The sequence below is a fragment of the Cohnella sp. GCM10012308 genome, assembly GCF_042649185.1.
GTDB lineage: Bacteria > Bacillota > Bacilli > Paenibacillales > Paenibacillaceae > Cohnella.
This window is the reverse complement of the sequence record NZ_JBHRYU010000026.1, coordinates 15,670-28,751: the sequence shown is the minus strand read 5'-3', so window position 1 is coordinate 28,751 and position 13,082 is coordinate 15,670. Positions and strand designations below refer to the sequence as shown.

Below are 13,082 nucleotides of genomic sequence, written 5' to 3'. Positions count from 1 at the left end.
CGCTTGAGACAGCGAAGGATACCACGCTGGAGGCGTAAGCCAAGAAAGCGCTGAAGAATCAGTTCAAATATTTGAAAGCAGGCAATGCGCGCGCCACTGAGCTCGACGGGGCCGATGCGCTGCTCTACGACTATACGATGCGCGATTCCGTCGGCCGGCTGGCGATCGTCCGGAATGGTGACGACTTCATCACCCTCGATTTTTTTGTGGACGAGACTAGATACACCGCGGCGGATATGAAGGAGCTCGACAAGATTCTGGACAGCTTCAATATCCAGTAGGCTGCTGAGAGGAGCTTGGATATGAAAAAGCGGTTGTATCTCCCGGTACTGGTACTGGTGTTGGTGCTTGCGGCGGCTGTTGGCGGGTGTGCCTCGCCGCTATCTCTGAAGTCCTACGTGGCGGACGGCAACTCCATGTCCCCCACCTTAAACGATGGGGACAAGATGCTCGTCAACACGGATATATCCAAGGAGATCAAGGTGGACGATCTTCTCATTATCAAGGTTAACGGGAAGGAATATTGCAAACGCGTAATCGGCGTGGCGGGCGACCGGATCGAAGCCAAAGAGGGCGGCGTATACGTCAACGACCGGTTGCTTTATAAAACGGATTTCATGCCGGACGATATCGTCAAGCCGGAGATCACGCTCGGCGAGAACGAGTTGTACATGCTAGGCGATAATATCGACAACAGTCTGGATAGTAGAATGTACGGGCCGATCGAAAGAGATCAGGTCATCGGGCGCGTAACGAAAATTAAGCCGAAAAAATGAAGGTGAGGCGCACAATAAAAAGCACCTTTATCCGACGCGATTATGCGGCAAACTGCTGCGGACCCGATCCGAAACGGCTAAACGGCATGTGCTGCGGACCCAGGATACGCTATTTTCGCTAATATGGCTATTTTTCTTAGCTCTTGGACATACGGTCCGTTATTAGCCGCACTTGGAGCTATTGAGAGACAAGATGCGAGGAATAACGTACCTGCAGTCCGAAACAAGCTTAAACCTCCAGTCTGGCGTAAAATAGCGGCTTCTGGGTCCGTGTTATAGGCTGTTCTGGGCGAGGGGGCGATACTATGTTCGAATGTCGCAACCGGCGGCTCGTCTTTATCAGTCGACGAACCGCCGTTGCTGGCGCCTTCCGGTTGTGTGCCTCGTTCCCTCACACCGACGGCTCTATCAATCCCTTGCGGATCAGATTAGCCGACACCGGCGCGCGGCCGATCTCCCTGGCCCATACGGACAGCTGGCCGATATGGTGAATCTCGTGCGCGATCACGTGGCGCATCACTTCGCCCCAGGCGTGCACCTCCGACGTGCCGTCCGGACGTTCGTCGCGCAGCGGCCGCGTCTCCATGGACGGCTCCCAAGCCGCCACGAACGCTTCTACGTCGGGCCTCAGCCTGCGGTCCAGCGCCCGGACTAGATCGAGCGAGTCGTACTTTTCATACGGGTCCTCGAAGTCCGGCCCGCCCAGCATGAATTGAATCCAGCTGTACTCCACGTCCGCGATGTGGAACAAGGTCTTCAGGATGCTGCCGACGCCGCCCGTTCGTGCCTTTAGCAGTTCCTCGTGGGGTACGTCTTCGCACCATTGGTACCATTGCTCGCGAACGATCCAGTTGTATCGGAAAAAGGTTTGCATCGCTTACCTCCTGCAGGAGTGATTATCTCGGCCATTTAGCACTGACCTTCTATTTAGCAACGATCTTATTCTACTATATCCATTCTAATCGGGGTGCCTCATGGATCAAAACGTCATTCAACAAGCGAGAACGCTGGCAGAACAACTCATCCGGCAAGCGGGAGCCATCGCGCTGGAGCGATTCGACAACGTCGCGGAACTGACGGACAAGGACGAACACGGGGACGTCGTCACCGAAGTCGATCATTTGGCGGAAGCGGTCATCCTTGCGGGGATTCAAGCGGCATTCCCGGACCATGCCATCCATAGCGAGGAAGCGGGGAGTGTTGGCGGCGACAGCGATTGGCTATGGCTCATCGACCCGCTGGACGGCACGAACAACTTCGCGATCGGCTTGCCGGTCTTCACGACGTCGATCACGCTTATGTACAAGCGCGAGCCCGTGCTCGGCGTCGTCTACGAGCCGCTCACCGACAGGCTGTTCGTCTCCGCCGCCGGCGAAGGCGCCTCCGTTAACGGGAAACCGATGCAGGTCAAGCCATCCGCCCGGCTCGCCAAGGCCAATATCGGCTGGATCCAGGGCCACGCCGTGCGCAACGACCCAAGCGCGGTCCGGCTGCGCCATCATCTCGACGTCAGCTTCAAGCGCATGATGCGGCTGTGGGCGCCGGCGCTGCAATGGTGCATGCTCGCCAAAGGCGATATCGATGCCATCGTGCTGTACAATTCCGAAGGCGACGATCTCTACTCGGGCATCTTAATGGTAAAAGAGGCCGGGGGCGTCGTCGTAGACTTCGAGGGAAGGCCGTTTACGGGCATGCGGGCGGAGCCGTACCTGATCGCCTGCCATCCGGATAACCAGGATGAGCTGCTGCGGATGGTCCGGGCGGGATTGGTCGAAGCGGCGGGGACGGCATGACGCCCGAGCAGCTGCCGCAAGACCTGCTTAAGCGGATCGGGTCCGTCGTGTGGCATCGTATCGCGATCGGACAATCCGGAGCGCGGACTTACCGGCTTGAGCACGCGGAGGGGCCGAGCACCTTTATGAAAATTGCGGATATCGGTTGTCCCGATACACTCCGGGCGGAAGCCGATCGGCTAACCTGGCTCCAAGGGAAACTGCCCGTACCGGGGCTGTTGGATTATCGGCAGCAGGCCGGCCGCGAGACGCTGTGGATGTCCGGGGTTCCGGGCATCCATGCTGCCGACGCGAGTTGGACGGATCGACCGCACGACGTAGCTCGCGCTATGGCTGCCGGCCTGAGGCATGTGCATGCCTTGGACATCGTGGATTGTCCTTTCGACCAACGCGTCCAGATCCGCGTCCGGGAGGCCGGAAGGCGCCTCGCGGCGGGATTCGTCGATGCAGACGACTTCGATTCCGAACGCGCAGGCTGCAGCGCGGATGAGCTGTATGCGCAGCTGCTGGCGACCGTGCCGCCCGATGAAGACCTGGTGTTCACGCATGGCGACTATACGCTGCCCAACGTCATGCTGGATGAGGAGCTCGGAACCGGATTCATCGATTGGGGGCGTTCAGGCATCGGCGACCGCTATCAGGATATCGCGCTGGCCGCGAGGAGTCTCGCCGGCGATTACGGCTCTTCTTCAGCGGAGGTCTTTTTGAGCGCCTACGGCCTCTCTGAGCCTGATCGGGACAAGCTCGAATTTTATCGATTGCTGGACGAGTTTTTCTAGATAAAATGTCGGACTGCCGTGCGCGCCTGCCTCATATACTTCTGCGATGCGATTTGAATCGCCTATGCAGGAGGTATGAAAGGATGTCTTATACAGAATCGACAACGCTCCAGACGTCGGCGCTTCAGACGCCGGTGCTTCAATCGCCGTCGCTGAACCTGTCGGCCGACTCGACCCAGAAGGTCAATTATGCCAAGAACGATCAAAACGTCATCACGCAGCTGTTCGCCGATCAACTGCCCGCCGTCAGAACCGGGTTCTTCAATATCTATATGAGCCAAGGCGTCGTGGTCTCCCCGCACTGGCATACCAACGCCACTGAGCTCGTTTTCTTGATCAGCGGCGAGATCCAGACGTCCGTCTTCAATCCGTTTACCCAGCAACTCATGACCTACCGGCTCAAGCCCGGCCAAGTCTCGCAGTTCCCGCTGGGCTGGTTCCACTGGCTCGTTGCCCTGACCGACCATACGCACCTGCTGACGATCTTCGACGTCCCGACGCCCGATATCGTGTACGCGGGAGACTTCTTGCGGACGCTGCCGCCGGAAGTTGCGGCCCGCGCTTACTGCGTAAATCCCGCCGCCTATGCGCAAGCGGTAGCCCCGATCCAGAAGCCGGTCATCCTCGGACCGCCTCCGGGCTGCTCCCCGGCCGGCGCGGTGCAGGGCGTATCTGCTCAGCAGGGAGCGGGGTACCCGCATGGTGCAGTGCAAGGAGCGGCCTCGCCGGGCCCGATGTATCCCGGCACAATGCCGGGCGTGATGCCGCAGAGCGTCATGCCGCAGCAGCAGGGAGCGGCGGCGATGCCCTATCCCCCTGGATCAGGCTGGAGGTAAGCCTTGGAAGAGGCATAGGAATCATAGGAATCATAGCAACAGCACGAAGCCTGCGGCGGATGCCGCAGGCTTTTTTAATCTATAGTGTGAACGGCCGGTACGGATCTTGGAAACGGGTGAGATAAAACGCGAGGCCGAAGGTGATGGAAGCCGAGAAAGTACTATCGCAGGAAAGCACATTCGCGTGATCACCAGTGAGAACCGAGAAAGTACTATCGCACGAAAGCACATTCGCGTGATCATCCGCGGGAACCTCGAAAGTACTGTCGCAGGAAAGTACATTCGCGTGATCACCAGTGAGAACCGCGAAAGTACTGTCGCAGGAAAGCACATTCGCGTGATCACCCGTGGGAACCACGAAAGTACTGCCGTGGGAAAGCACATTCGCGTGATCACCCGTGGGACCGCGAATGTGCTGTCGCAGGAAAGCACATTCACGTGATAACCCGCGGGACCGCGAGAGTACTGTCGCAGGAAAGCACATTCGCGTGATCACCAGTGGGAACCGCGAAAGTACTGTCGTGGGAAAGCACATTCGCGTGATCACCAGTGGGAACCGCGAAAGTACTGTCGTGGGAAAGCACATTCGCGTGATCACCAGTGGGAACCGCGAAAGTACTGTCGTGGGAAAGCACATTCGCGGGAATGAACGCGGAATCACGAAAGTACTATCGTGGGAAAGCACATCAACGAGATCACCAGTGGAAGCTGCAAAAGTGCCCGCGCGCTCATGCCTTCAAACCTCCCCCCAGCGGCATACTACCGAGACGCTCCGCGATTCGCGAACGGCTTCCCGAGGTACGCTTATAGAAAAGGGGGAATGCTTCATGAATAGGCGTAGACCGCACGGCCGTCATACATACCCGCTGACCCATGCCATGGTCGCCGCGTGGATCTTCCTCGCGCTGATCCCTGCGCTGGCCCTGGTTCCCAGTCATGCTGCCGCCGCCAGCTTTATGGCCTCCTGGCCCTACAAGGCCGGCCTACTCGGCGCGGAGCAAGTCGTCGTCGTCGAGGCCAAGTCCCTGCGAGCGCAGACCGGCGTCCTGTCGCTCCGCGAGAAGCAGCCGGACGGCAGATGGACCGTCGTCCTGTCAGGCATTCCCGTCGCGCTCGGCAAGAACGGCATCGCGAAGACGAAGGAAGGCGACGGCCGTACGCCCTCCGGCGTGTACCCGCTGGGCGAGGCGTTCGGCACCGCGAGCAAGCCGAAGGGGCTCAAGCTCCAATATAGGCAGACGACCAAGCAGGACTATTGGGTCGACGACCCGGCGTCGGCCGATTACAATCACTGGGTTACCTACAGCGGCAACCCGGACCGCAAATGGCACTCCTTCGAGCGCCTCAACCAGCCGCTCTACAAGTACGCGGTCGTCGTGCGCTACAACGACGCTCCGATCGTCCCCGGCCGCGGCAGCGCCATCTTTCTTCATCTGTGGCGGGGAGCGGATAAGCCGACAGCCGGCTGCATCGCCATGTCCGAATCCAACTTGCTCAAGCTGATGGCCGCGCTCGATCCCGCAAAGTCGCCGGCCATCGCCATCGGCCTGGCCGGCTAGCTGGAGCCGGGCTTTCGTCCGGTGAAGTTCATAATCAGGCGAAGCTCGCCACCAGCACGACGATCGCGATCGGCACGATCAGGATCCCCACGAAAATGAGGGCGCCGATCGGATGGGCGAAGTTGATCGTCCAGCCGACGCCATACCTTTTTTCCACCATCAGGGCCGGGTCCGCCTTATTGTAGTAGAAAAATCCGCCGCGCCACGCTTCGTCCTCCTGAACGCGCGGCGTATTCGTCGCCTCGTCCAGGCCATGCCTCGTCACGTACCAGACGAAGCCGAACACCGCCAGGATGAGCAAAGCAGGCAGCAACAGCATCGCAGGACTCAGATGGCTGACCGGCCAGCCGTATAGCGTCACGGCTTGGCCCAGGCCCAGCATCACAACGACGAACAGCGAGAGCGCGTAAATGAACACCGAGTTCGCCTTTCTGAATTGCAATTGCTTCTCTCTCGAGGCTTCCGGGCGCGCGGGATCAAGCTGCTGCCGCGCTTGGCGAATGGTCATATTAACCAACATGAATACGCCGATCAACCCGAGTTGGACGATATTCAGCATGAACACGGCGCCAAAGCTTTTGGGAGAATACGCATCCGCCTCTCCGGCAATTCCGAAGTGCGTCGGCACAGGGTCCGGGATGACGTCCCAATGCAGCAAGACCGAGACGACGCACGCAAGAACGATCGCCAGCTGGATCAGGAACCAGCCGTTGCCCACAAGCCGCTGACGCTGGCGGAACAACAAGTCGATGACGATCTTGGACGGCTTCTCCGCGCTCCAGTTCCTAGCCTTCTTCAAGCGCATCGCCTGCCGCCGCCCCGAGCGCCAGACAGGGATCAGGCCGCCGATCTGGATGATCAGCGCCGTCCCGATCGCCGTCTCGGGGCTCCCGCCCGTTCCGCTGCCGCTCCAAAGACCGACGACGGCGCCAACCACAGTGCCCAGCACCCAAACTGCGAACATCGCACTATAGTGCCGGCTGCGGATGCGCCCGACCTCCGCGCTGCCGCGATCCGCTGCGGGTACGTACAGGCCGAACAGCAAATGCTTCGGCGACAGGAACACAGCCCCGATCATCGTCAGCGAGATCAAGACGTCCAGGATGCCCATAACCAGCCATTCCGTCTGCGTCGCGTTCACTTCGCATCCTCTCCCTTCGTCGTCAACTGCCTGTAGACGGCAGCGCTCTGCTCAGCAAATTCCGCCTCCGACATCCCGCGTACCGCCGCTTCTGCGGCGAGCGACCGAATGCCTCTCGCCAGCTTGGCGCGGAATGCGGCATCCGTACCCGGCATTCCGCCCGGCTGTACGACAACCCCTTGCTTGCGGTGCACCTGGAGGAAGCCGTCTTGCTTGAGAATCTGATAAGCCTTGTTCACGGTATGCAAATTAATGCCCAAGTCTGCCGCGAGGCTTCGTACGGACGGCAGCGGATCCCCGGGCTTCAACTGCTCCGAGGCGATGCCTTCGATCAGTTGATCGACTAGCTGCGTGTATATGGGGACTTCCGATTGCAGATCGATCTCCATCCACATGGCGCATCCTCCTCCGCCTTTCTGTTATACTCATTATATAACAGATAATTAAACAATAACAGTCCAAAACTCTTAAATAGGCCTAAATCCGTTCTTTGCTTTTGCGCTAGGCTGTGCTATACTTTCACTTGCCGCTAAAATTCGGCATTTTCGAGACGTGGCTCAGCTTGGTAGAGCGCTTGCTTCGGGAGCAAGAGGTCGCAGGTTCAAATCCTGTCGTCTCGACCATCCAATACAATGACAGAAGCCCTGATTTCAGGGCTTCTTTTTTATTTTCGCCAACTTGTAATCCCCCGTACATATACGGTACAAATGGAAACGATACGATAATAGGACGAATGCAGTCATCCGCTGACGGAAAGGAGCTTGCCTTATGACAACCGTGTTGGTCGTGGACGACGAAGCGCATATCCGGGAGCTGGTCCGGCTGTACCTGGAGGACGAGGGCATGGAGGTCGTGGAGCAATCGAACGGCGCGGCGGCTTGGGCGTACATGCTGAAGCAATCGGTCGACCTCGTCGTGCTCGACGTCATGATGCCGCAGATGGACGGCTGGGAGCTGTGCCAGTTGATCAGAGAGAATGGCGATACGCCGATCCTGATGGTGACGGCCAAGGGTGAGCCTGCCGAGCGGATCAAGGGCTTCCGGTTAGGAACGGACGATTATCTGGTCAAGCCTTTCGATCCCATGGAGATGGTGATGCGGGTAAAAGCCTTGCTGAAGCGCTATCGAATATCGACTTCGCAAAACATTCGCCTTGGAAGCGTCCTGCTCGATAAAAAAAGCTATCTGGTGGCGTTTGAAAACACCGGACAGACCGCAACCCTGCCTATGAAGGAGTTCGAGCTCCTGTATATGCTGGCCAGCTACCCCGGACAGCTATTCACCCGAGATATGCTGATACAAAAAATATGGGGAATGGACTACGACGGGGACGAGCGGACGGTGGACACGCATATCAAGCGGCTCCGGGAACGATTCGCCGATTACGCCGCCGACTTCAAGATCGTGACGCTGCGCGGGCTCGGTTACCGGCTCGAGGCTTATCATGATTAAATCGTTATACGTCCGCATCGTACTTACCTTTCTGGCCGCGGTGGTCGTGAGCCTGTTCTTGTCTCTGTGGTTAATCGTGCGCATGTTCGAGACCCAGATCACCGATTATGTCCAAAACGAGATGATCGCAAACGGCAAGGACATCATTGAATCCTATGTCGAGTCATACCCCGAGCATTCGGAGATGCTGGCGAAAGGTATCACTGTTGTCGCCACCGTCAATTTTTACGGATCGGACGGTCAATTGCTGCATAAGGACGTCTTGCCGGCGGACAAGCGGATTGCGGTCGACGCCGAGAAGATCGACTTTGTGCTGGGCGGAGGCGTCTATCGCGGCAAGGCACCCGCCGATGCCTTTGTCGTAGGGCTTCCTTTTCAAATCGGCAGCGAACGGTTCGCCTTATTCACAGAGCCCGCCATCGGTCCGTTCATGCACTTGATCGGCAATTTCTTTCGGTTCGAATTGCTGTTCGTCCTGCTCATCGGCAGTGTGTTGATTCTCGTCGCGGCGCGATTTATCGTCAGGCCGCTCAAGCGATTGACCGATGCGACCCGCCGGATGAGCAAAGGCGACTTCGGCGTCGTCATCCGGTCGAAGCGCAAGGACGAGCTCGGGCAATTGACGCGCAGCTTCAATCTGATGGCCCAGGAGCTCGGAGCGCTGGAGAAAACCCGGCAGCAGTTCGTGTCCAACGTTTCGCACGAGATTCAATCTCCGCTCACTTCAATTAAGGGGTTCACCAAGGCGCTCAAGCACAAGAAGATGGACGAGGAAAAGCGGCTGCAGCTGCTGTCCATCATCGAAGAGGAGACCGAGCGCCTGTCTCGTCTTGGCGAGGATCTGCTCCAGCTGTCTTCCTTGGAATACGAGCATCTGGAGCTTAATCTCCGCGCTTACCGGCTGGACGAGCAATTGCGCAAGGCGGTCATCGCCCTGGAGCCCCAATGGACGCAGAAGGGTCTTCGCCTTGAGCTTGAGCTGGCCTCGCTGGACATCGTCGCCGACGAAGATCGCATTTACCAGCTGTGGATCAACCTGCTCGGCAACGCGATCAAATTCACGGGCCCGAACGGAGAGATCCGGCTGGTGGCAGGGCAGCAAGGCGATACTGCGGTCGTATCGGTTCAAGATACCGGCACCGGGATCCCCGAAGGCCAGCTGGACGCGATTTTTCAGCCGTTCTACAAGGTGGATCCGTCCCGCACGAGCGCCGTCCCGGGCAACGGCATCGGCCTGTCGATCGTCAAGCGGATCGTCGGTCTTCATCATGGCGACATTCAAGTGACGAGCGCGCCGGGAGAAGGAACGACGTTCCGAATTACGCTCCCGCTGGATCCGCCTTCCAGCAAAATGTAACCGGTGCTTCACATAGACGACAAATTAGGCCGTTATACTCCTCTCATATAGGAGAGGAGAGAAATAGGGATGAATTTTCTTAGCCGCATCAGTCTCAAAAACGGGGCTGCCGTCATTATCCTGTGCATACTCGTACTGGGGTACGGCTTCTACTCAACGACACAAATCAAGCAGCAGACGTTCCCGGACCTCGAGCTGCCGGCCGTGTCGATCCAGGCGATCAATCCCGGCGCTTCGTCGGAAGAGATCGAATCGGAGATCACCAGGCCGATCGAGGATACGTTAAAAGGCTTCAAGGGTTACGATTCCCTCACGAGCTCCACGGGGGAGAACGCGGCAAGTCTCTTTATCCAGTTCCCGTTCGGTACGGATATGGAGAAGATGTCCGCCGACGTGGAAACGGCGCTGGCCAAGCTGTCGCTGCCGAGCAGCGCCAACGTCACGGTCCAGCGGCTGTCCGCGGGCGCCGTACCGGTCTATCAGGCGGCGGTCTTCTCCGACGGAGAAGGAGCCGAGTCCGACGCGCTGGCGGCCAAGCTGGCGACCGAGGTCGTGCCGAAGCTTCAGAAGCTGGACGGCGTCAACTCGGTCACGCTGACCGGAACCCAGACGGAGAAGCTCAATATCGTCGTCGACAAAGACAAGGCGGGCCAACACGGCATTACGCTCGGCGCCATTCAGAGCGCGCTCCAGTCGCTCCAATACGCGCTCCCGCTCGGTAACGTGAGCGAAGACGAGCAGACGATCCCGGTCCGCCTCGTGGGCGGCGTCGATTCGCTCGAGCAGATCCGCTCTCTGGAGCTCGGCGGCGGCGCTGCGGCTGGACAAGCGGCGCCAGGCGGCGCTTCTGCACCTGCCAAGGTCAAGCTGTCGGATATCGCGACGATCTCCACGGTCGCTTCCCAGGATTCGATTACTAGATATAACGGCAAGCCGAGCTTCGTGATCGGCGTCGTGAAGAGCCAGGAGGCCAACACGGCGGACGTGGCGAACGAAGTCAAAGACGTTCTGAACGCTTACCAAGATAAAGGCGAGCTGGACATTCACGTGATCGAGGACCAGGGCAAAGCGATCGAGGAATCGGTATCGTCGCTGGTTCGCGAAGGCGCGTTCGGCGCGTTGTTCTGCGTCATCATCATCTTCTTGTTCCTGCGCAACATCCGGGCGACGCTGATCTCCATCGTATCCTTGCCGATATCGATTTTCGCCACCATCACGATTCTGAACCAGATGGATTATACGCTGAACATCATGACGCTGGGCGGCATCGCCGTCTCCATCGGGCGCATCGTGGACGACAGCATCGTCGTTATCGAGAATATATTCAGGTGGCGGCAGGAAAAAGGCAGCGAGCTGAAAGGCAAGGAGCTTGCCTACAAAGCGACTAAGGAAGTCATCGGCGCGGTCGGATCCTCGACCATCGCGACCGTCGTCGTCTTCGCGCCGCTGGCCTTCGTGAGCGGGATCATCGGCGAGTTCTTCCGTCCGTTCTCCATCGCGGTCGTCGTCTCGATCCTGTCTTCCTTGCTCGTGGCGGTCATGCTGATCCCGGTGCTGGGCGCGAAGTTTTTCAAGAACGTCAAGCCGCACAAGGAAGGCAAGGGCGCGCTGGCGCGCCGGTACGAAAAGCTGATTCAAGGCGCGCTCAAGCGCAAAGCGCTCGTCCTGGGCGCATCCGTGCTGCTGCTCGCCGCATCGCTAGGCACGATTCCGATTCTCGGCGTCGCCTTCCTGCCGGCCGATTCGCTGCCTACCGCCTCGATCGAAGTGTCGCTGCCGGCGAAGAGCCAGCTGGAGCAGACCAACAAAGCGGCGGAGAAGGTCGAATCCTACATTCAAAGCTTGAAGGATGTGGAGAACTACCAGGTCAGCATCGGCGGCGGCTCCGGCAATCCGTTCGGCGGCGGCCTCTCGCAGAACAACAAAGCCACGGTAACCGTTCAATTTGCCAAAAAAGCAAATGTAGAGAAGATTGTGGAGCAAGCAAACGCCGAACTGCCCGCAATGGTGGCCGCAGAGGTTGAGGGTGCATCCGCCAAGGTTCAGGAAGGCCAACAGCAAGGCTTGCCCGACGGCAGCGGCATCGATGTCACGCTTTATTCCGACAATGTCGACCATCTGTCTCAAGCGGCCAAGCAAGTGGAGCAGTTAATGCTCGCGAACTCGGACCTGAAGGATGCCGGCAACAATATGAACGACGTCTCGCCCAAGTGGGTGCTGACGTTAAACCAAAAGGGTCTCGACGCAGGCGTCAGCGCGATGGCCGTGATGCAGGCCGTGAACGAGCAGTTGAAGCCGATCGATGCCGGCACTTATCAGCTCGACGGTCAGAGCCGGGACGTCGTCCTCTCGTACGACCGGCAGATCGGCTCCCGCGAGCAGCTCGAACAAATCGCGATTCCGACCCTGTCCGGTACGATGAAGCTGCAGGATGTCGCCAATGTCGACGTTCAAAATGCGCTGGCGACGATCAATCACGACGACGGCAAGACGTACGCGACGATCAGCGCGAGCATCAAGGACGGCGGCGACACCGCGTCCATCACCAAGAAAGTGGAGGATGACGTCCGCAGTCTGGCCTTGCCTTCCGATGTAGAGCTCAGCTTCGGCGGCGGGCTCGCCATGATCAGCGAAGGCTTCACCAGCATCGGCATTGCCATGGTCGCGGCGGTAGGACTCGTCTTCCTCGTCATGAGCATGACGTTCGGCGGCATCGTGACGCCGCTGATCATCCTGTCGTCGCTGATCTTCATTCCGGTCGGCTCGCTCGGCGCCCTGCTGGTGACCGGCCAGGCCCTGTCCATGAGCGCGATGATCGGGATGCTCATGCTCGTGGGGATCGTCGTAACGAACGCCGTCGTGCTCCTCGACCGCGTCGAGAAAAATCGCAAGTCGGGCATGGCCGTCACCGAATCGATCGTCGAAGCGTGCAAAACGCGCCTCAGACCGATTCTGATGACCGCGTTCGCGACGATGCTGGCGCTCTTGCCGCTCGCCTTGTCCGGCTCCTCGACCAGTCTCATCTCCGGCGGCTTGGCCGTGACCGTCATCGGCGGATTGTTCACGTCCACCTTGCTCACGCTCATCGTCGTTCCGGTCATTTACGAGCTGGCTTGGAAGAAACGAAAGGTTCGCGAGATAGAGAATTTCTAAAAACAAGGCAAAGGATTTCTAAAATCAAGACAGAGAATTACTAAAATAACGAATAGGTAAGTCTCAGGCTGTCGAGAAAACTCGGCAGTCTTTTTTATGCCGATTTACTTGTCATGCGTTCGTTCCTTGCTTGTTATGCGCTCGCTCCTTACCTTTGCCATACATCCGCCCTGTTCACACAACCCGCTTTCTGGGAAAATCGGGTTAACCTATTTACGATCATAGCGAGGTATAAA

At 58.5% G+C, this 13,082-nt stretch carries 13 protein-coding genes and 1 tRNA gene; 11 read left to right on the top strand and 3 right to left on the bottom strand.

Annotation, left to right across the window (positions count from 1 at the left end; genetic code table 11):
- Nucleotides 1–71 precede the first annotated feature (71 nt).
- Nucleotides 72–281 carry a hypothetical protein gene (locus tag ACFOTD_RS23655; RefSeq protein ID WP_378122402.1) on the top strand — a complete coding sequence of 70 codons (210 nt, stop codon included), beginning with the start codon at nt 72–74 and terminating at the stop codon, nt 279–281.
- Between the two features lie 21 nt (nt 282–302).
- Nucleotides 303–776 (top strand): signal peptidase I, encoded by a 474-nt coding sequence (lepB, locus tag ACFOTD_RS23650; RefSeq protein ID WP_378122401.1) that lies wholly within the window; start codon nt 303–305, stop codon nt 774–776.
- Between the two features lie 391 nt (nt 777–1,167).
- Here the strand turns inward: lepB and ACFOTD_RS23645 are convergent, their stop codons facing one another.
- A complete protein-coding gene (locus tag ACFOTD_RS23645) occupies nt 1,168–1,650 on the bottom strand; it encodes a DinB family protein (RefSeq protein ID WP_378122400.1) in 483 nt (160 codons plus the stop codon).
- A gap of 100 nt (nt 1,651–1,750) precedes the next feature.
- Between ACFOTD_RS23645 and ACFOTD_RS23640 the strand changes: the two genes are divergently transcribed.
- The 5 genes from ACFOTD_RS23640 to ACFOTD_RS23620 all read left to right on the top strand — a co-directional run bounded on the left by ACFOTD_RS23640 (nt 1,751) and on the right by ACFOTD_RS23620 (nt 5,743).
- Nucleotides 1,751–2,569 carry an inositol monophosphatase family protein gene (locus tag ACFOTD_RS23640; protein ID WP_378122399.1) on the top strand — a complete coding sequence of 273 codons (819 nt, stop codon included), beginning with the start codon at nt 1,751–1,753 and terminating at the stop codon, nt 2,567–2,569.
- Entirely contained in the window at nt 2,566–3,348 is a 783-nt protein-coding gene (locus tag ACFOTD_RS23635) for an APH(3') family aminoglycoside O-phosphotransferase (protein WP_378122398.1), read from the top strand. Before ACFOTD_RS23640 ends, ACFOTD_RS23635 begins: the two co-directional genes overlap by 4 nt.
- Nucleotides 3,349–3,431: 83 nt before the next feature.
- On the top strand, nt 3,432–4,184 hold the full coding sequence (locus tag ACFOTD_RS23630; RefSeq protein ID WP_378122397.1) for a cupin domain-containing protein: 753 nt from the start codon (nt 3,432–3,434) through the stop codon (nt 4,182–4,184).
- Between the two features lie 106 nt (nt 4,185–4,290).
- Nucleotides 4,291–4,626 carry a hypothetical protein gene (locus tag ACFOTD_RS23625; RefSeq protein WP_378122396.1) on the top strand — a complete coding sequence of 112 codons (336 nt, stop codon included), beginning with the start codon at nt 4,291–4,293 and terminating at the stop codon, nt 4,624–4,626.
- Nucleotides 4,627–5,011: 385 nt separating this feature from the next.
- Nucleotides 5,012–5,743, top strand: a complete 732-nt coding sequence (locus ACFOTD_RS23620; protein ID WP_378122395.1) for a L,D-transpeptidase family protein — start codon at nt 5,012–5,014, stop codon at nt 5,741–5,743.
- Between the two features lie 34 nt (nt 5,744–5,777).
- On the opposite strand, the gene ACFOTD_RS23615 is transcribed toward ACFOTD_RS23620, so the two are convergent.
- Nucleotides 5,778–6,884 (bottom strand): DUF1648 domain-containing protein, encoded by a 1,107-nt coding sequence (locus tag ACFOTD_RS23615; protein ID WP_378122394.1) that lies wholly within the window; start codon nt 6,882–6,884, stop codon nt 5,778–5,780.
- Nucleotides 6,881–7,279, bottom strand: a complete 399-nt coding sequence (locus tag ACFOTD_RS23610) for a GntR family transcriptional regulator (protein ID WP_378122393.1) — start codon at nt 7,277–7,279, stop codon at nt 6,881–6,883. Before ACFOTD_RS23610 ends, ACFOTD_RS23615 begins: the two co-directional genes overlap by 4 nt.
- A 151-nt stretch (nt 7,280–7,430) precedes the next feature.
- On the opposite strand from ACFOTD_RS23610, the gene ACFOTD_RS23605 reads away from it, so the two are divergent.
- From ACFOTD_RS23605 to ACFOTD_RS23590, 4 genes are all read left to right on the top strand, one after another.
- A tRNA-Pro gene (locus tag ACFOTD_RS23605) sits at nt 7,431–7,507 on the top strand.
- A gap of 145 nt (nt 7,508–7,652) precedes the next feature.
- Nucleotides 7,653–8,336 carry a response regulator transcription factor gene (locus tag ACFOTD_RS23600; RefSeq protein WP_378122392.1) on the top strand — a complete coding sequence of 228 codons (684 nt, stop codon included), beginning with the start codon at nt 7,653–7,655 and terminating at the stop codon, nt 8,334–8,336.
- The gene (locus tag ACFOTD_RS23595) at nt 8,329–9,693 is read left to right on the top strand and encodes a sensor histidine kinase (protein WP_378122391.1); all 1,365 of its coding nucleotides are present in this window, start codon (nt 8,329–8,331) and stop codon (nt 9,691–9,693) included. The genes ACFOTD_RS23600 and ACFOTD_RS23595 overlap by 8 nt, the downstream gene beginning before the upstream one ends.
- A 69-nt stretch (nt 9,694–9,762) precedes the next feature.
- Nucleotides 9,763–12,846 carry an efflux RND transporter permease subunit gene (locus ACFOTD_RS23590; protein WP_378122390.1) on the top strand — a complete coding sequence of 1,028 codons (3,084 nt, stop codon included), beginning with the start codon at nt 9,763–9,765 and terminating at the stop codon, nt 12,844–12,846.
- Nucleotides 12,847–13,082 lie beyond the last annotated feature (236 nt).

Bases quoted from the DNA above. Each gene is read 5' to 3' on its own strand.
- lepB (WP_378122401.1), top strand. From the start codon at position 303: ATGAAAAAGCGGTTGTATCTCCCGGTACTGGTACTGGTGTTGGTGCTT.
- ACFOTD_RS23645 (WP_378122400.1), bottom strand. From the start codon at position 1,650: ATGCAAACCTTTTTCCGATACAACTGGATCGTTCGCGAGCAATGGTAC.
- ACFOTD_RS23640 (WP_378122399.1), top strand. From the start codon at position 1,751: ATGGATCAAAACGTCATTCAACAAGCGAGAACGCTGGCAGAACAACTC.
- ACFOTD_RS23635 (WP_378122398.1), top strand. From the start codon at position 2,566: ATGACGCCCGAGCAGCTGCCGCAAGACCTGCTTAAGCGGATCGGGTCC.
- ACFOTD_RS23630 (WP_378122397.1), top strand. From the start codon at position 3,432: ATGTCTTATACAGAATCGACAACGCTCCAGACGTCGGCGCTTCAGACG.
- ACFOTD_RS23620 (WP_378122395.1), top strand. From the start codon at position 5,012: ATGAATAGGCGTAGACCGCACGGCCGTCATACATACCCGCTGACCCAT.
- ACFOTD_RS23610 (WP_378122393.1), bottom strand. From the start codon at position 7,279: ATGTGGATGGAGATCGATCTGCAATCGGAAGTCCCCATATACACGCAG.
- ACFOTD_RS23600 (WP_378122392.1), top strand. From the start codon at position 7,653: ATGACAACCGTGTTGGTCGTGGACGACGAAGCGCATATCCGGGAGCTG.
- ACFOTD_RS23595 (WP_378122391.1), top strand. From the start codon at position 8,329: ATGATTAAATCGTTATACGTCCGCATCGTACTTACCTTTCTGGCCGCG.
- ACFOTD_RS23590 (WP_378122390.1), top strand. From the start codon at position 9,763: ATGAATTTTCTTAGCCGCATCAGTCTCAAAAACGGGGCTGCCGTCATT.